Below are 15308 nucleotides of genomic sequence, written 5' to 3'. Positions count from 1 at the left end.
ACTCGACAGAGGTGAACGTGCTCATGCTTAGAATCGCCGACCCCACCAGTAGCGGTAGATGATGACCGCGCACCACCAGACGAGGGCTATGCCAGCGATCAGGAGGAGCCATCCCCAGAAGTGCGCGAGCAGCTCCAAGGCGAGCCAGAGAGCGACGATTCCGCCGAGAATCAGCAGGCAGGCGCGAAAGAAGCGCGTCGGCGTGGGCGCGGGGGTTTCGTCCGGCATCATTCATCACCAGCCCCTCCATCTGCGCCGGCCCGCGTGAAGTCGCTCGGCACCGGATACCCCGGGATCGTGATGTCGGACTCGATCTCGTTGCCCCACACCGACCAGTCCGCGTGGCTGTTGGGACGCTGCCTGGCGAACAGTTCGAGGTAGGGGCCGTCGAGCACGCGCTCGATCAGCGGGATCATTTCTTCGGGCTTCTGGCTGTGCGCCTGCCGCGGGAACAGCAGCGTGGAACGCTGGCCGCGGAACTTGAATGGCGCCTTGCCCCGCACGCCGTGGAGCAAGATCTCGTGCGAGCCGCGGAAGTAGTTCCCGAGCCCCATGTAGTACTTGTCCCAGACGGCGTTCGTCTTGTAGGTGAAGCCCCACGCCTTCATGACCTCCAGCGCCCCGGGCAGCGCCGCGTTGGTCGTCCACAGCAGCAGCGTCGCGTTGTCGGCGGCGAGCTCGGCGATCGGCATCTGCTTGATGCGGTCGAGGTTCATCAGGTCGTAGTGGTTGACGGCGCCGCGGGCGCCGGCCTGGGCGATGTCCCAGGGCGGGTCGGCGTAGATCACGGCGTACTTCTTGTGCGGCGACGCTACTGCGGCGCCCGGTGTCTGGTTGATCATGTCAAGGAACTCCTTTCTCCAGCCCGCAGCGAAGCGTGCGAGCGATGGCGAGGACTGGTTATGCGCGTCCGAAATCGGGTCGTCAATATTCCGGTCGTTGTCGTTGCGAAAACCACAACGAACGGAACACCGGCGAACACTGGTGCGGCGACGCGGACGCGGATGGTCAGCGTCTGCGCCGCCGCGGTTCAGATCACGAGTCCGAGGGCTCGCTCGGCGTGCGCCCCGAGGCGAGGAAGGACTCGCGGATGAGCGCCTTGCGTGCCTCGTGGGCTTCCATACCGAGCGCGTCGGCCAGCTGGAGCACGGTGCGGCGCAGCTCGTCCTGCTTGCGGTCGAGCTCGGCCTCGATGCGCGCACGGCGGCGCTCGCCGAAGGAGTTTCGGACGGCGACCACCAGTTCGCGTGCCCACTGGATCGTCTCGGCGGAGACATCGACCAGGCGGTCGAAGGCGTCGCGGGTCGTGGTCGCCATCACTGCCACCGCCGAATCGCCGCCGAGGCGCCCAGCGTGTAGCTGTCGACGATCTCGCGGTAGCGGGCCTCCCCGAGCGGCGCGACCGTGATGAGGTGCTGCTCGAGCGCGGTCAGGGCACCGACGTGCTCGAGCGCCGCGTGCGTCACGAACGCACGGCCGTCCTCGGTGAGCTTGGCGACGATGGCGCGGGACTGCACCCGCTCCACCTCGCGACGGGTCTGCCGCTGGATGCCCAGCGACAACGAAGAGAGCCCCTGCGGGCTCATGGCACTCCCCGTGGTGGGGAGCAGTTCGGATGCGGTCATCTTCTGCCTCCTGGAGGTAGCTCCCTGCGGATGGGGAGTTCGTACTTCCAGGCTCAGGCGCGGCGTTCGTCCTGTCTTTGGCGCAAAATTGGCAACATGGCAGAGCCCGCTGATCCAGTGCGCGATGAACTGATCCGCGAGCTGCGGCTGTTTCGGCGGGGGCAGGGCGAGCCGACCGTCACGCGAATGACCGGGCTGTTCTACCTCGTCGAAGCGCTCGGTGACGGGATCCTCGAGCGCGCATTCGATGAACTGATGCGCCTCTACGAGCAGCACGGCACCGATCCGGGCACGTCGGTCGGCGCGTTCTTCTACCTGTCAGGTGCGGGCGTGGGGTTGGGCTCCGTGGATCAGCGGCGCACCCAGTATGTGAGCGAGCATTTCGCTGCGGACGTGTCGACACCATGGCGTCGCTCCGAGCGCGGCATCAAGGAGCTTGTGACGCTCATCCGCGACCGCGACGAGCACGCTCGCCCCTGGGCGTTCGTTTCCGTATTCCTGTCCGGCAACGCGTTCCAACCGGTCCTCGACTTCAACCTCCGCAAAGAGGCGTGGGAGCCTCCCGTCGTTGAGATTGACGGCGAGCCGGTTGCGTTCGACTTCACGGTTCGACCGCACCCCACGATGCCCGACTTCGTGCATCGCCGCGTCGTGCTCCCGGAATCATCCCTCAATCTGGATGCTGGGTTCGCCGAGCGCATGGCCGTCGTCCGCGTCGGCTGGAGCATGCCGATCTGGCCAGTATGGAGTGTCTTCGCCTGGACAGCCGATCCCCGGGTCGCTGTTCACCGGCGCACGTTCCGTGAGCGCGCCGTCGAGGTGTCGCTGCAATGGTGGCGACACACACCTCCAGGCGACGTAACCGGCCTCGTCACTGACGGCGCCATCTGGGCCGAACGGCGCGACCCGAACACGATGAACCTCCCAGAGGGCTGGGAGGTTCGCTGAGTGGGCTGCTAGCTCTGCGCCTCGAGGAGTCCGATGGCTTTCCCGACCATGTACTCGATATCGGGGTGCCTGGGGCTTGGGCACACCGTTCCGCTAGCCGCGTTAACGCTGCATTTACTCGGATCGATGGTCGCGAGCCCCTGCTCGAAGTAGACGAAACCAAGGCGACGAGCCAGCTTCTCCTGGACTCTAACCATGTCGGCGTAGACATTCCCTCGTGCTCCAAGCGTGTACAGCCCCCCTTCTTCAGTGACAGCGAACCGGGCACCGTCGACGTAGGGGAGCACCCAGACCTTGCGTCCAGCTTTCGGTCGATTGAAGAAGCTGCCTCCGCCGGTCACTTCGAGCTGTGGCTTCACGCCGTGAGTGACAAGGTACTCCGCGGCACTCCTGCCAACGGCGATGATCTTCGCGGCAGCCACTTCCCCGTCCCGCCGAGCCTTCAGCGCTGCTTCGGTGAGCTTCCGGTTGATCTCCTCCGCGGTCGTCTGACCGGCGGCGATGCCATCTTCAAGCCCCATGTCGCAACGATACCCAGCGGTCGAACTTCTGCCGTCACCTCAGGCCTGTGTGAACTATCCTTCGAGCAGGGAGGGAACCAATGGCAAAGCGAAAGACGACGGGGGCTCCGATTCTGCCCGCCCATCTGTTCGATGAGATCTATCAGCTGTGGGGCGAAGACGGAGCTGTCGAGATCCTCGACAAGGTGCAGCTCGGCGAGATGACAGTCGAGCAGGTCGAAACTGCCCTCCGTCGGCCGGACATCGAGCCCGAGGACTGGCAGCGATTCGAGGAGGGATGGCGCCCCGACGGCTGGTGACTGGGTGCGAACGCGGCATGACCTGAGTCCCGCGACGCTAGTTGGCAATCCATGACTGCCACGCGCCAGCTTGATACGCCCACAATTGCGCGGAACCGGTTGTGATTCCCGCTTGCGAGCAGAGTGTCGCGCTGGGCACATTGAAGGTGTCTCAGTTGGATCGGGACATGCTCGTCACGGAACCGTCCAACCATCGGAAGAGATTGCCGCTGGCGGAAGACGCGATAAGAGCGAACCGAGTCGGATCACTCTGAGGGCGACAGTAGAGAAGGTTGTAGTCGCCAAGGTTTGCGGTCGCGTGACGCCCGTACGATCCGCGAGATGCGCCTAGCTTCGCCGCAGCAAGTTGCGTGGTGTCCTGCGGGTATGCGCCGTTCTCCACGTAGTATGCCTGGAGTTTATTTGCGACCGCGCTCAGGTCACTCTGCACTGCGCTGTCATTAGCGCGCGCCGTGATGCCTTGGTAACTCACGATCGTGATCGCTGCCAGGATCGCGATGACGACTACCACTATGAGCAGTTCGACGATGGTGAAGCCGCGACCGCGTTGCTTCAAGAGATCCACTCGAGGCGAGCGGGGTGCGAGTCCGAAACTGGTGCGTGATGCCCTTCGCGCCAGAACTGCCCTTGACTACGAAGCACGAGCGCGATCATGGCAAGCGATCTGCTGACGTATTTTCCACAACATTGGACTGTGGTTAACTCATCGAAGCACGCGTCGCCTGTGGAGAATTACACGGATGTAAGTACCGAATTGGTCGACTCGACCGTAAATCCGGGCCTAGAAAGCCCTCAGGGGCGCCTCTAGTACCCGAAAAGCCTGCGAATAAGGTTCGGTACCCAAATGGACCCCCAACGCCACCGCTGGCCGTCTGTCGGCGGTGCGCGTTAGGCTATGAACTGCGAGAAAAGCCCCGACCGACTGGTTCGGCGCGAGGCTCGAATCGCAGCAGATCGGGGCTGAGTGTCTTGGTACGACTACTCGACTCTAGAGGCTCAGGTGGCCTCTTCGCGACCCGGTGAGCCGGTCGTCGGGAGATCTGCTTCAACTCAAGAAGCGGAAGGAGTACCTGATGGCGAAGTCGTCGTCACGGTCGTCCGGAAAGCCCTCGAAGGCGGCGCTGAGCAAGGCGGGACGGACGCTTGCGTCCGACTCGTCGAGCAAGACCGCCAAGTCGAAGGCCGGCTCGAAGCTCGGCAAGGGCTGAGCACCGGGGAGGGTCGATCACCTGCTGGTCGGCCCTCCCTACCAGCACTTCACGCGACGCGATACCGCTCCGGGTGCTCCGACTGCTTCGCTACCCGCTCCCGCGAGCGGAGAGGCAGTTCACCAGATGAGCAGTTCGTTCAAGTTCGACAAGAACGCATTCATGCGCGAGGTTCAGCGCGAGGCCCAGAAGGGCATCGATCAGATAGCGCTTGAGCAGAACCGGGAGCTCGAGCGCATGAGCGCCACGTATACCGGTCGCCCAATCGAGGAGATAAAGCCCGCACTGCGGCGCCTGTTTGCGCGCTACGACGGCAAGATCACCGACCCCGAGCTGACCGAGTGGGCGCAGCTGATCAGCGACGGCACGAAGATCACGCTCAAGCCCGACAGGATCCGCTTCTAGGCCATACGCAGAGGGCGTCCCAAGTTCGCGGGCGCCCTCTTCGCATGTCTGCAGGGAGCGGCGCCGATCGGTGTCCGGCCGCATCGATAGCCTCAGATCGTGGTCGATACGAAGCAGACGAAGACGATCGGCGAACACCATGTCGCCGCCGAGCTGGCTCGACGCGGCTGGGCACCGGCCCTCACCCGAGACGGACTCGAACGCACCGACATCCTCGCGGTGCTCGCAGAAGGCACTGAGCGTCGCCTCGTCGAAGTCCAGGTGAAGGCAGCGCGCGGCGCCAAGATGGATTCGATCAGCTGGCCGCTCGGCGCGAAGTCGCAGGCACCGAGCCTGCACGAGCGGGAGTACTTCGTCATGGTCGCAATCCCTCACGATCTCCGCGACCATCCCCGCAGTTTTGTGGTGCCCCGCGTCCACGTCGCAGCGGCGGCTTGGATCGAGCACATGAACTGGCTCACCCATCCCGATGCGCTCCCTGGAAAGCGGAATGCGCCGGTCGAGCGCTCTCGGGTGCTCCTTCGGACCTTTGCCGACTACGAGGACCGCTGGGACCTGCTCGAAGTTGACCAGAGCGCCGCCCCGGTTCTGCTGCCCTCGGGCTTCCGAGACCTTGCGCTCACGGAACGCGTCGGCCTACCGCCAGACCACGAGTGGCACGAGGGGCTTCCGGAGTGGTGAACGAGATCGAGGACGCTTGGTATGCCGAACTGCGCGCCCAGTATCAGCCCGAGCATGTCCGCCTGCTCCTGATCGGCGAGAGCGCACCGACCGACCACGGCGGCACTCGCCCGCGGAATTTCTTCTATGCCGATCACCTCGGGTACGACAACCTCTACCGCGGCGTGGTCGAGGCGCTGTACGACCTCCGTGGGCTGGAGAAGCGCTCGCATGACAAGCGCCCTTGGTTGCGCCGACTCCAGGATGACGGCGTCTTCCTGATCGATCTGGTTCCGTACCCCGTCAACGATGTATCAAGCAAGAAGCAGCGCAAGGCGATTCTTCGCGAGAACGTCCCAAGCTGCATCGAGCGCGCCCGCGCCCTCAACCCGGACGGCATCATTCTCTGCAGCAGCGATGTCTTCGATGCGCTCGCGTTGCCGCTGCGCGAAGCTGGGCTGCCATTGCTTCACACCCACGCCCTGAGCTTTCCGCTCGGCAACGTGCGTGATCAGTTCGTCGCGGACTTCCATGAGGCATACGCTCGCCTGGGCGATCACTAGACAGCACAGCTGCCTGGCGTCGCCCGCCGTTGCGGAATTGACAACGCTCGCGATCGGAAGATTGGCCCCGCGAACAGGCGGTGCATAATCGGCCTCGCTCCTCGTCGGCGTGCGGCGTCGATGATCCCAACCGGGGATCGTCCGTCGCTTCCGATGAGGAGGCTCACCATGAGTGAGAACACCCCTGCCGACGTGCCGGCCTCAGCACTCGGTCCGTTGCGGACGCTCGCCGTTCGCATCACCGATGGCCTGCGGGCACAGCTGGACGTGCTCGCCCAGCTCAACGACCGCACCGTCACCGAAGAGATCCGCCTCGCCCTCGAGTCGTGGGTCGAGACCAGCAAGTCCGACCCGAAGGTGCTCGAGCGCGCCGAGACGGTGCGCGCCGAGATCGAGCGCGAAGCCAAGACCAGGCAGAGCGCGATCGAGGCCATCTTCGGCGGTGCGAGCGGCGGCAAGACGCCGCGCCGGTCGTCGGGTTCCGCCTGACCGCAGTTCGGCATGCAGGGAGATCCGGCTGTTCGGGACTGGGCGCTTCACCGCGCTCGTCCCGGACAGTCGGTACACCATCAACGCCAGCGCTTGCGCGACGTGAGATGCAGACCACGGCAGTCGTCGCAGAAGTAGACGCGCGCTTCCTGCTTCGGACGCGAAGCCTTGTCTTGGTTCTGAATCTGAGCCAGCACCAGCAACGCCGCGTTCCGGTCGCGATAGCGCGTCTTCGTGCAGGTCGGCATGAGCCGGAGTCTTCCAGTGGCCACCGACATGATCAGTTCCTCGTTGCTGCCCCGCGGCTTCGGAAGAGAACCCGAGAGGGGTTCTCGGCCGCGACAACAGTAAGGAGGTGGGACGAATGGTGCGCAGCATCGTCATCCCGCACGACACAGAGCGGCGCCCGGCCCTCGTCGAACTCGCCGATCTCGGCGCGTTCCAGGAGGTGGTCGACGGCTGGCTAGATCTCATCGAGATCCCGTCCATCGGCGTGACCATCTACATGAACGAGGCGGCACGCCTGACGCGTGGGCAGCTCAACACCCGGGCCACTGCGTTCTGGTGGCTGCACAGCGCACAGCCGACCGACTATCCGGTCATCCTCGGCGACGTCGTCCTGACGGGTGTCGGCGACCGGGAGAACGAGGGCGACGTCCCGGAGGCGGTCATCGAGCAGATCTTTCACCGCGACAACTTCGTGGTGCAGGTCCGTCCGTACGACCGCAGCTCCTGGTGCGACTCGTTCGCGCGCTTCGACAGCGTCTTCGATGCCGCCCTCTGGTGTCTGCTGTTCGAGGCCACGATGCGTCCCGGAGCTCGATTCCGCGTGCGGAGCGAGCCACCGATTCACATCGCCGAGCTTCCCCTCTTCGGAGGGGACCGGTCATGGTGAAGGCGCTCGTCATCCCCGCTGCCGAGGATGAGCCGATCACGGAGTGCGAGGTTGACAGGCTCGAGGACTATCGGGCCGTGGGTGGGTGGCTGGATCGAGCTGGTCGACATCCCGGCGATTGGCGTGATGGCCTACGTCCACGAGGAGGGGGTGATGCTCGACCTCCCCTTCAAGCCGCGGGCCACGTTCCTCTGGTGGTAGTTCGTACCCGAAGCCCGCCAGAAGGCCATGCTCGTCGGCCCAGCGCTCATCACGGGGCTGCCCGACCGTAGCGGCGACAGCACCGACGTCCCGAGCAAAGTGGTCGCCATGCTCGCCCATCCGGGAGAGTGGCGCGTTGAAGTGCGGACTGTCGGTGCGATCGGGCTCGTGAGTTCCTCCAGGCATACCTCACGGCCTCCAGTCAGCTGTCGGCGTTCCTCCCGCTATTTGTTCGTCGATGCGCACGCGCACTCGACTACCTCGTCACACAAGCTGAACTTGACGACGCGACGCGGCTCGGGCTCGTGAGCGACACGCTCGCTAACCTCGCAGCAGGGGTCAAGTACTTCTCAGACGCGGCGACCACGCGGTACCTGCTTGAGCACTACCGCGACCTGCCAGCGCTGATCTCAGACAAGCTCGACCCGGAAGCGGCGGGGCGTATCAGGATCGTGTACGGAATGGCCAGCTTGAAGCTGCCTGACCTGGCACCGCTCACGCCGACGGTTCGCGATTCATTCGTCGCCCGGAACGTCTACGACATCACGCGGCAGAATCTGGAAGCGGCCCTCGGAGACGCCGCAAGTCTCGCGCTCGACTCCATCCGGGCCAGTAGCGATGCGGTGTACGGCTACATGATGGAGAACCTCGGGAGCTACCTGGCGGCCGTGGATGGTCACGCCAACACGAACGATTCAGCCGACACATTCACCGTGACGATTGAGGATGTACTCAAGCACGATGCTGATCGACTCGACGACGTGATCGCGAAGGCCTCCGAAGCAAGCCGGATAAGCGACCTCGACGACGTGCCTGAGGCGGCGTGGCCTGCCCTCGCTCGGTCGACGCGCTTCCCTGCGACATTCAGTAACGTCACTCGGTACATGACCCTGGTCGGATCAGTGGACGAAGACCTCGCGCGCGTATTGAAGCTCGACGGACGGATTGCGGACGCGGACAGCGCGAGCGAGGAGGAAAAGGTTGCGCTCGCAGAGTCGATCCTGGCGTCACGGCCGCACCTCCATTCAACTGTGCGGGTGCCGTTGGTGGCGAGTCTGGGGCTCGATGAGCTCCTCGAGACCTCGACTATTCAGGCCGAGAATGGCGCACTCTTTGCACTGCTCGTGAAGAGCAATTTGGTCAAGGATGAATCAGACACCTACGAGCACATCGAGAACATTGATTGGCAATGGCGCGAACAGTTCATCGCGGCTTCAAGCGCGTTCAAGAACTACATGACGCCCGAGCTTGTGGGCGATGACCTCGGCAACCTGCTCTCGAGCGGCAACATCAGCAAGCCAATCAAGCTGGCAGTGTTGGACAACGCGAGCGAGTACTCGCAAGCAACCGATGCAGCTGGGCGTCGCGAACTCGCCCGTTTTGCCCTCGCGAACAAGCGCCAGCTCCCTCTGGACGTTGTCGAGGCACTGCCTGGTGCGCGAACGAGCGCTTCGACCGTCATCGAGCTACTCGCACCGCATCTCGGTGAGATTGATGATGCGAGACTGTTTGCGATACTCAGCGCGCTGGGCACACCCTACTCGCAGCTCACCGAGGTGGGTCGCGATCAACCTAAGGTCTCAAACACCCCATCCGATCAAGCCCTCCTCCGCAGCCTCCATGCGCGGGGAATCGTGAGTACCTGGGACCCGCACGAACGGCCAATCGTCGTGAACAAGAGGCGCAAGTAGACACTTGCCGTCGGCACGGCCGCCGCGGGGACGAGTGCAGTCGTGCCCTACGCCTTGGACGCCGACGGCTTGTTGTCGTTACGGGCATCGATGACCACGATCGACTCCTCGCCTGCAAGCTTCAGCTCGCCGAGGATGCGATCAACCTTCGCCTGTTGTTCGGCCGTGTAGCAGACGATGACTTTCACTGACTTGCGCACGCCGTTGGCCTTCTCATAGATCGCCACCTGATTCTCCAGGTTGCGCTTGAGCTGGCTGTTGCTCGCGAGCTTGAACTCGATGAGAGACTTGTCAAACGCGCCCTTGCTGACCTTGAAGTCGACGGGGCCGCGACCGTTGTTCACCTCTCGATTGACGTCGAACTCGGTCCGGTACCAGATCAGGCCAAAGAAGATCTGGACGTCCGTTTCCCGCGAGAATGGACGGTCGCGTCGGTTGATTACCAGGTAGCCGTCGTTGTTCTCGATGTAGTCCTTGAACGCCTTCGCACGGACGAGCGACTCTTCGTAGCTGCCATGCGGTAGCTGATAGAGGTTGCTGCCCTGCTCGATCGCGGGAATTGCCTCGCGCACTTGCTCCACGAGCGCGTCGTAGACCTCACCTCGACGATCGGCGCTAAGGGCTTCAGCGTGATCACCGTTCTCTTCCTGACGTCGGATGTAGTAGTCGACCAGTTCCGGGAACTTCCAGATCGTGTCCTGCGCAGCCTGCGCATACTCCTTGGGGGACGGACGCTCGCTCAACCGTGAGCGGAAGTAGCTGTCGATCTGGCCGCGCATCTGGTCGTCGTCGATCGCATCGGGGAGATGAGGGAAGCTGTGGATCATGTCACCGTGGTTGATCCACGTGTCGTCACTCGTGAGGATGTCGAACGGCGTCAATAGAACGAAGTCGCTGCCGAGCTTCGGCAGGTAGTAGCGCTTTGTCTTCCAGGCCTTGGTGGCGTAGTCGAACTCGGCTCGGGTCACGGCGAAGGTCGCACAGTCCTCAGGGTTGAGGTGGTTTTGCGCGAACGTCTGCGTGTACTGGAGCAGGTAGTTCTTGATGAGGTTTGTCGTGAAGTCGCTGATGTTGTCGCGGCCCACGCCCTTGCCGATGAGCGCCAGCTTCTCGAGGTGCGGACTCTGCGTGATCAGCTCGTCACCAAAGTTGTTGAAGATTGATCCAAGGGCGCGGTGAAGTTCGCGCGCGAACTTCGGTCCAAGGCCACTCCCGCCGTTGCCAAGAACCGTGAACCCGAGCCAGTTCTGCTTGACCTCCTTGAAGGAGTACAAGTTCTTGATAACCGCGTCATCCAGGTTGGGGTCGGCCTCGTCCCGAAGAAACTTGAGGTACTTGATGATGCTCTCGTGGAGTTCCTGGTATTCGGGCTTGTCGCTGTGGAACAGCAAGAACGGGTCGATGAAGACAGGCAGGTCCGAGACGACACTCACGTTGAAAGCGCCGTACTCTTCGAGCACATCTGACGCGACATTGAACTGGTCTGAGAAGTAGAGTTCTATGCTCTGATTCTACGCGACGAGGCCATTCCGATAAAGCATGAGCGGACTACTTGTCGTTCGCCTCCAGTGGATCGAACCCCGTAGGCGGGCGAAGCGTTACGCCCGCATCGAGGATCGCAACTCGCATCGTCTCCTTTAACCTCGAGCCGCTCCGCCACCTGCGACAGCGACAATCCAGACTCATACAGCCGCGCGGCTTCATTCACCTGCTCCTGGGTCTGTGGCTGCCGTCGCACGACCACGCTGTTCGCCCTCAGGATGCCGAGGATAGTGGACTTGGCGACGCCATACGCCTCCGCGAGGGCCGTTGACGTCTCGCCCGCTTCGTATCGCTCAATCACCGCAGCGCGGTCCTCATCGCTCAGGCGCGTCCACTTCCGGCGCGTAGCGGTGGTCTCGCCAGGGGTTTGCGTATCGGCGGATTCGCGCAGGGTTCGACGCATCGCGGCCGTCGTGACCCCTGTTTCTGAATTTGTGGAACAGAGGTAACAAGGCCGACCGAAAAGCCCTGGTGAGAGGCAACTGTCACCAGGGCTTCGTCGTATCCGGGGATGGTCACTCGCTGGTCCATTCGCCCGATCTGCTCGAGCCGGCCGCCGTCGAAGTGGACCAACCCTGTTCGGCGTCGTCGCCCGCGAAGTGCACCAGAAGGTGCCCGCCGAGTGGACCAGAATCGCGTAGGACAGTGCTCCGGCCCCTTCTGGAAGGGTCGGAGCGGCGTTCGGAGGCGGTCACAGTCGGGGTCCGTCGCGGCGGGTGGTGTCCCTTCTGGTGGGGCTGCGGAGAGGAACAGGTTGGCCTGTTGGGCTGCTTCGGCGAGGTGCCGATGGTCGGCGTGCTGGTAGCCCTCAGTGGTTTCGATCGACTGGTGCCCGAGAATTTCTTGGAGGACGTTCAGGGTGATGCCGACGTCGGCCATCCAGGTGGATCCGATGCGGCGCAGCCCGTGCCAGGTGAGAGGGACTCGTGGACCCGGACACCCCGGCGACAGAGGCCCTGAATGGCGAGAAAATCGTCATCGTCCGAGTGATCGTAGGCTGACGGCATGAGTAGCGCACCGACCCACGGGACCACCATGAACGGCCGCCGTCACGGCGAGCTCGTCGACTACTTCCGCAGCTACCCCGACCAGATCCTCGCCACCCTCTCCAACATGGACGGCGACTCATTCTTCGCCTGGCAACTGTGGGAACTGCCCGAAGGCGCACGACACCACGATGTCGACGTCGTCACACTCGACCAGCGCACCTACATACAGTGCGCAGGGTCCGCAGACGCGATGAGTGTCGAAGTCCGAGCGTTCGATGACGATGGCGTCCCGCACCAGCTGATCGTCGGACGTCCGGGATCCAGGGAAGGCGAACCGGGCGTCGCGATCACATTCGCCGAGAACACACTCCACGTGTACGAGCTTGAAGTGTTCAACGCAACCGAAGCCGCCGGAATCTTCTACCAGTACTTCCTCGACGGAACGATCCCCGCGCAGTACGTCACACGAGAGTTCGATATGACACGGCCGACATCCTGACGTTCGACATCGCGGCGATCGCCCAGCGGGACGCCACTTTCTCCGACGCAGCCACCGAGGTCGGGACCACGCGGCGGCCTCGAACTGAAATTTACGGACGGCGAACGGGCCGGAGAAGCTCCAGCGTCCGCGCGCAACACCCAGCGGTTCGCAGCTCAGCCGATGAGCTCGCACGACTCCACTGGGACGTTGCCGATGAAGACTCCGGTCTTCGCCCACGACCACTCTCCGACATCTAAGTCGTCGCGGTTGAACAGGCCGTCGATCGTCCACGAAATGCCCTCGCCCTGGCGAGTGGTGTGCACACCTTCGAGGACAACGCTCACCTGGTCCCACTCGTCCGAGCTTGGTGCGGAGAGATGAATGACATCGCCAGGAGCAACCTCGCTCGGCAGATCGCTGCTCGTGAGGACTGGGCTGGATGCAAGCTCACCGTCGGCACGTTCGTAGGCGACGGCGTTCACATCGGTGATGGAACTCAGCACGTGACAGGTGGCGAAGTCGAATGAGCCGTCTTCGTTGAGTCGGAGTGCTGTGCGGTCCACTTCCTGACATCCCGTCAGAAGGATGACTCCCGCGCAGGCGAGCGCAGCAGCAACGATTCGAGTTGTGAACGCACTCATGACGGTGACTCTAGTACCCGGCCGTGCTCACCCTCACTGACGGTGGACGAGCGCTCAGCAGTGGCACGACGAGGAGGCAGGCGGCGAGGACGACGAGGACGGCGAGGAGGGCGACGAGTGTCACGGAGACCGCGCTGATGTCGCCACTGGGCAGCAGCGTGAGGAAGATGCTCGTGACGAGTGCCGAGCCGATGCCATTGGCGACCTGTTGGACTGCGCTCAGCGACCCACTGGCCGAGCCTGCTTCGTGGGCGTCGACGTCGTCGAGCGCGGTGTTGAAGATCGAGCTGAAGCAGATGCCGGCGCCGAGACCCATCACGAGGGTGGCGATCGCGAGTTGCCACCAGGTGAGCCCGGGCCCGGCGACGGTGACGACGATGAGCATGAGAGCGAGGCCGGTGATCATGGCTGCGAGTCCGATCACGACCAGACGCCGGGCGAGCTTCACGATCAGGGCGGCGGCGATCCCCGATCCGCCCATGATGCCGAGCGTGAGCGGGATGAGGCTCAGGGATGTCTGGGTGGGGGAGTAGCCGAGCCCGAGTTGCATGAACAGAGAGATGACGTACATCAGTCCGCTGAAGCCGGCGCGCACCAGGGCACCGACGGCGCGCCACCCCTGCATGGCAGTAGCTCACCGATCTCACCGGCACGCTGGATGCCGCGTCCTCTGAGCGTCATCCCATTCTGCGTCGAGTGGGGTCGGCAATCTTCACGTCCGGAGCGCCGGAGGTCAGGTCGCGGTCGGCGACGATGGGAATCGTGGACGGAATTCTCGCCAGCTCCCGCAATCGCGCACTGCGTCGCTCTCACTGTCGCAGACGGAGCGCCCGCACCGCGACCGAATCGGGCCACGATAGTCGGGTGCGTCGCGCAACTGACGGGCATGCTCGATATCGAAGGGAGGGACCGTGATCGCAGACCTCAATCGACTCGTCGAGTACGTCGAGGATCACCTCCGAGACGACATCGACATCGGGCAGCTCTCGACAGTGTTCGGCACGACCGAGTATCACCTGCGACGGATGTTCTCGTCGCTCGCGGGCATGCCGCTGTCGGAGTACATCCGGCGGCGCCGTATGTCTGTCGCGGCGGCCGAGGTGATCGGTGATTCCGACATCTTGGACGTTGCAGTGCGCTATGGCTACGGCTCGAGCGAGGCGTTCGGTCGAGCGTTCCGTGCTGTTCACGGGGTCAGTCCGGGCGATGTGCGGCGGAACGGTGGTCCTCTTCGCTTACAACCGCAGATCAGGTTTCGCCTGACCATCGAAGGGAGCACACCCATGGATACCCGCATCATCGACCGACCGTTGTTCCGACTCATCGGCCACGCAGCCCGCGTGCCGCTCATCCACGAGGGAGTCAATCCGCACATCCAGGCGCACATCGCGTCTCTGCCCGAGGCCGAGCATGCGCGACTCGCGGGACTCAGCGACACCGAGCCGTCGGGATTGCTTCAAGTGACGGCGGATGTCGACCCGGATTACGCAGAGGGAACTGACCTGACCTACCTGCACGGCGTCGCCGTTGGCCAGGACACGCTACTGCCCGCCGGTCTCGACGCGATCGAGGTGCCGGCCGGCTCCTGGGCGGTGTTCCGAACCGAAGGCCCCTATCCTGAAGCGCTGCAGTCGACGTGGGCGGCGACGGCGACCGACTGGTTCCCGTCCAACCCGTGGCGACTGCGGCCCGGCCCGTCGATGGTCGCCGTGCTCGACCGTGCTGCCGACTTCAGCACGGCGACGTGTGAGCTCTGGCTACCGATCGAGCGCACCGATGATCGCGGTGAGGCTACGGCTGATTGACCAGGATCGCGACGAGCGGGCCGCCGAAGTAGATGGCCAGGGTGATGATCCACGGGCCCATGAGGCTCGCGGGCCGCGAGAGCTCTCGGCCGGCCCTGTCGCGGGTCATGCCGCTGAGCACGAGCGCGATGTCGATGAGCGTCCAGACGCCGAACCCGCCGAGGGTGACGAGCTTGAGCGCGCCGGTGCCGATCTTGCCGAGGTAGAAGCGGTCGGCTCCGAGCGTGCCGAGCAAGATGGAGAGCAGCCAGGTGGCGTAGAACGACTTCAGCTTGACTGAGGATGCAGTCGGGCCGGGGGCGACGGGGGTCGCGACGACAGAGGGAGCGCCCATACACAGGTTCC

The 15308-nt window shown here is 63.8% G+C and carries 23 protein-coding genes; 11 read left to right on the top strand and 12 right to left on the bottom strand.

All coding sequences use genetic code 11. The features are described 5' to 3' along the window. Window positions 1-27 precede the first annotated feature (27 nt). The 4 genes from BJ972_RS04600 to BJ972_RS04585 form a co-directional block, all read right to left on the bottom strand. Window positions 28-231 (bottom strand): hypothetical protein, encoded by a 204-nt coding sequence (locus BJ972_RS04600; RefSeq protein WP_129174652.1) that lies wholly within the window; start codon window positions 229-231, stop codon window positions 28-30. Continuing rightward, complete coding sequence (locus BJ972_RS04595) at window positions 228-842, bottom strand: MT-A70 family methyltransferase (protein ID WP_129174650.1); 615 nt, start codon at window positions 840-842, stop codon at window positions 228-230. Before BJ972_RS04595 ends, BJ972_RS04600 begins: the two co-directional genes overlap by 4 nt. 193 nt (window positions 843-1035) lie before the next feature. Beyond that, window positions 1036-1317: a hypothetical protein gene (locus BJ972_RS04590; RefSeq protein WP_129174648.1), complete on the bottom strand. Its 282-nt coding sequence runs from the start codon at window positions 1315-1317 to the stop codon at window positions 1036-1038. Further along, window positions 1317-1625, bottom strand: a complete 309-nt coding sequence (locus BJ972_RS04585) for a hypothetical protein (RefSeq protein WP_129174646.1) — start codon at window positions 1623-1625, stop codon at window positions 1317-1319. The genes BJ972_RS04590 and BJ972_RS04585 overlap by 1 nt, the downstream gene beginning before the upstream one ends. A 96-nt stretch (window positions 1626-1721) precedes the next feature. On the opposite strand from BJ972_RS04585, the gene BJ972_RS04580 reads away from it, so the two are divergent. Further along, the gene (locus BJ972_RS04580) at window positions 1722-2573 is read left to right on the top strand and encodes a hypothetical protein (protein ID WP_129174644.1); all 852 of its coding nucleotides are present in this window, start codon (window positions 1722-1724) and stop codon (window positions 2571-2573) included. Between the two features lie 8 nt (window positions 2574-2581). Here BJ972_RS04580 and BJ972_RS04575 read toward each other — a convergent pair whose 3' ends face one another. Beyond that, window positions 2582-3094 (bottom strand): hypothetical protein, encoded by a 513-nt coding sequence (locus tag BJ972_RS04575; protein WP_129174642.1) that lies wholly within the window; start codon window positions 3092-3094, stop codon window positions 2582-2584. An 80-nt stretch (window positions 3095-3174) separates the two neighbouring features. Here BJ972_RS04575 and BJ972_RS04570 point away from each other — a divergent pair, with 80 nt between their 5' ends. Then, window positions 3175-3393: a hypothetical protein gene (locus BJ972_RS04570; RefSeq protein ID WP_129174640.1), complete on the top strand. Its 219-nt coding sequence runs from the start codon at window positions 3175-3177 to the stop codon at window positions 3391-3393. Between the two features lie 151 nt (window positions 3394-3544). On the opposite strand, the gene BJ972_RS04565 is transcribed toward BJ972_RS04570, so the two are convergent. After that, window positions 3545-3958, bottom strand: a complete 414-nt coding sequence (locus BJ972_RS04565) for a type IV pilin protein (RefSeq protein ID WP_129174745.1) — start codon at window positions 3956-3958, stop codon at window positions 3545-3547. Window positions 3959-4466: 508 nt separating this feature from the next. Between BJ972_RS04565 and BJ972_RS17120 the strand changes: the two genes are divergently transcribed. The 5 genes from BJ972_RS17120 to BJ972_RS04545 all read left to right on the top strand — a co-directional run bounded on the left by BJ972_RS17120 (window position 4467) and on the right by BJ972_RS04545 (window position 6718). Further along, window positions 4467-4601, top strand: a complete 135-nt coding sequence (locus BJ972_RS17120; RefSeq protein ID WP_257022708.1) for a hypothetical protein — start codon at window positions 4467-4469, stop codon at window positions 4599-4601. Window positions 4602-4727: 126 nt separating this feature from the next. Further along, the gene (locus tag BJ972_RS04560) at window positions 4728-5006 is read left to right on the top strand and encodes a hypothetical protein (protein ID WP_129174638.1); all 279 of its coding nucleotides are present in this window, start codon (window positions 4728-4730) and stop codon (window positions 5004-5006) included. Between the two features lie 99 nt (window positions 5007-5105). After that, entirely contained in the window at window positions 5106-5687 is a 582-nt protein-coding gene (locus BJ972_RS04555) for a hypothetical protein (protein ID WP_241830799.1), read from the top strand. After that, entirely contained in the window at window positions 5681-6229 is a 549-nt protein-coding gene (locus tag BJ972_RS04550; protein ID WP_129174634.1) for a hypothetical protein, read from the top strand. The genes BJ972_RS04555 and BJ972_RS04550 overlap by 7 nt, the downstream gene beginning before the upstream one ends. Before the next feature lie 168 nt (window positions 6230-6397). Beyond that, window positions 6398-6718, top strand: a complete 321-nt coding sequence (locus tag BJ972_RS04545) for a YlcI/YnfO family protein (RefSeq protein ID WP_129174632.1) — start codon at window positions 6398-6400, stop codon at window positions 6716-6718. 80 nt (window positions 6719-6798) lie between these two features. Here BJ972_RS04545 and BJ972_RS04540 read toward each other — a convergent pair whose 3' ends face one another. Continuing rightward, window positions 6799-6966, bottom strand: a complete 168-nt coding sequence (locus BJ972_RS04540) for a hypothetical protein (protein ID WP_164989923.1) — start codon at window positions 6964-6966, stop codon at window positions 6799-6801. A 116-nt stretch (window positions 6967-7082) separates the two neighbouring features. On the opposite strand from BJ972_RS04540, the gene BJ972_RS04535 reads away from it, so the two are divergent. Beyond that, window positions 7083-7613, top strand: a complete 531-nt coding sequence (locus tag BJ972_RS04535; protein ID WP_129174629.1) for a DUF3846 domain-containing protein — start codon at window positions 7083-7085, stop codon at window positions 7611-7613. A 506-nt stretch (window positions 7614-8119) separates the two neighbouring features. Beyond that, a complete protein-coding gene (locus tag BJ972_RS04530; RefSeq protein WP_129174627.1) occupies window positions 8120-9505 on the top strand; it encodes a hypothetical protein in 1386 nt (461 codons plus the stop codon). A 47-nt stretch (window positions 9506-9552) separates the two neighbouring features. Here the strand turns inward: BJ972_RS04530 and BJ972_RS04525 are convergent, their stop codons facing one another. Together BJ972_RS04525 and BJ972_RS04520 are read right to left on the bottom strand one after the other, a co-directional pair. Beyond that, on the bottom strand, window positions 9553-10965 hold the full coding sequence (locus BJ972_RS04525) for a DUF8370 family protein (protein ID WP_206736508.1): 1413 nt from the start codon (window positions 10963-10965) through the stop codon (window positions 9553-9555). 403 nt (window positions 10966-11368) lie between these two features. After that, window positions 11369-11926, bottom strand: a complete 558-nt coding sequence (locus BJ972_RS04520) for a hypothetical protein (RefSeq protein WP_164989922.1) — start codon at window positions 11924-11926, stop codon at window positions 11369-11371. Window positions 11927-12082: 156 nt separating this feature from the next. Here BJ972_RS04520 and BJ972_RS04515 point away from each other — a divergent pair, with 156 nt between their 5' ends. Next, a complete protein-coding gene (locus BJ972_RS04515) occupies window positions 12083-12535 on the top strand; it encodes a hypothetical protein (protein ID WP_129174624.1) in 453 nt (150 codons plus the stop codon). Window positions 12536-12690: 155 nt separating this feature from the next. Here the strand turns inward: BJ972_RS04515 and BJ972_RS04510 are convergent, their stop codons facing one another. After that, a complete protein-coding gene (locus BJ972_RS04510; protein ID WP_129174622.1) occupies window positions 12691-13158 on the bottom strand; it encodes a hypothetical protein in 468 nt (155 codons plus the stop codon). Between the two features lie 10 nt (window positions 13159-13168). After that, complete coding sequence (locus BJ972_RS04505; protein WP_129174620.1) at window positions 13169-13783, bottom strand: MFS transporter; 615 nt, start codon at window positions 13781-13783, stop codon at window positions 13169-13171. Between the two features lie 286 nt (window positions 13784-14069). Between BJ972_RS04505 and BJ972_RS04500 the strand changes: the two genes are divergently transcribed. Continuing rightward, complete coding sequence (locus BJ972_RS04500; protein ID WP_129174618.1) at window positions 14070-14963, top strand: AraC family transcriptional regulator; 894 nt, start codon at window positions 14070-14072, stop codon at window positions 14961-14963. Here BJ972_RS04500 and BJ972_RS04495 read toward each other — a convergent pair. Next, window positions 14950-15297 (bottom strand): TM2 domain-containing protein, encoded by a 348-nt coding sequence (locus BJ972_RS04495; RefSeq protein WP_129174616.1) that lies wholly within the window; start codon window positions 15295-15297, stop codon window positions 14950-14952. The genes BJ972_RS04500 and BJ972_RS04495 overlap by 14 nt on opposite strands. Window positions 15298-15308: the final 11 nt, after the last annotated feature.

Origin of the sequence: Agromyces atrinae (assembly GCF_013407835.1) — a bacterium.
Taxonomy (GTDB): Bacteria; Actinomycetota; Actinomycetes; order Actinomycetales; family Microbacteriaceae; genus Agromyces; species Agromyces atrinae.
This window is presented reverse-complemented; position numbering and strand designations above follow the sequence as displayed.

Coding starts and splice junctions, on each gene's coding strand:
- BJ972_RS04585 (WP_129174646.1), bottom strand. CDS start 1,625: ATGACCGCATCCGAACTGCTCCCCACCACGGGGAGTGCCATGAGCCCG.
- BJ972_RS04590 (WP_129174648.1), bottom strand. CDS start 1,317: ATGGCGACCACGACCCGCGACGCCTTCGACCGCCTGGTCGATGTCTCC.
- BJ972_RS04510 (WP_129174622.1), bottom strand. CDS start 13,158: ATGAGTGCGTTCACAACTCGAATCGTTGCTGCTGCGCTCGCCTGCGCG.
- BJ972_RS04560 (WP_129174638.1), top strand. CDS start 4,728: ATGAGCAGTTCGTTCAAGTTCGACAAGAACGCATTCATGCGCGAGGTT.
- BJ972_RS04570 (WP_129174640.1), top strand. CDS start 3,175: ATGGCAAAGCGAAAGACGACGGGGGCTCCGATTCTGCCCGCCCATCTG.
- BJ972_RS04520 (WP_164989922.1), bottom strand. CDS start 11,926: ATGGCCGACGTCGGCATCACCCTGAACGTCCTCCAAGAAATTCTCGGG.
- BJ972_RS04535 (WP_129174629.1), top strand. CDS start 7,083: ATGGTGCGCAGCATCGTCATCCCGCACGACACAGAGCGGCGCCCGGCC.
- BJ972_RS04580 (WP_129174644.1), top strand. CDS start 1,722: ATGGCAGAGCCCGCTGATCCAGTGCGCGATGAACTGATCCGCGAGCTG.
- BJ972_RS04575 (WP_129174642.1), bottom strand. CDS start 3,094: ATGGGGCTTGAAGATGGCATCGCCGCCGGTCAGACGACCGCGGAGGAG.
- BJ972_RS04545 (WP_129174632.1), top strand. CDS start 6,398: ATGAGTGAGAACACCCCTGCCGACGTGCCGGCCTCAGCACTCGGTCCG.
- BJ972_RS04595 (WP_129174650.1), bottom strand. CDS start 842: ATGATCAACCAGACACCGGGCGCCGCAGTAGCGTCGCCGCACAAGAAG.
- BJ972_RS04540 (WP_164989923.1), bottom strand. CDS start 6,966: ATGCCGACCTGCACGAAGACGCGCTATCGCGACCGGAACGCGGCGTTG.
- BJ972_RS04495 (WP_129174616.1), bottom strand. CDS start 15,297: ATGGGCGCTCCCTCTGTCGTCGCGACCCCCGTCGCCCCCGGCCCGACT.
- BJ972_RS17120 (WP_257022708.1), top strand. CDS start 4,467: ATGGCGAAGTCGTCGTCACGGTCGTCCGGAAAGCCCTCGAAGGCGGCG.
- BJ972_RS04600 (WP_129174652.1), bottom strand. CDS start 231: ATGATGCCGGACGAAACCCCCGCGCCCACGCCGACGCGCTTCTTTCGC.
- BJ972_RS04505 (WP_129174620.1), bottom strand. CDS start 13,783: ATGCAGGGGTGGCGCGCCGTCGGTGCCCTGGTGCGCGCCGGCTTCAGC.
- BJ972_RS04515 (WP_129174624.1), top strand. CDS start 12,083: ATGAACGGCCGCCGTCACGGCGAGCTCGTCGACTACTTCCGCAGCTAC.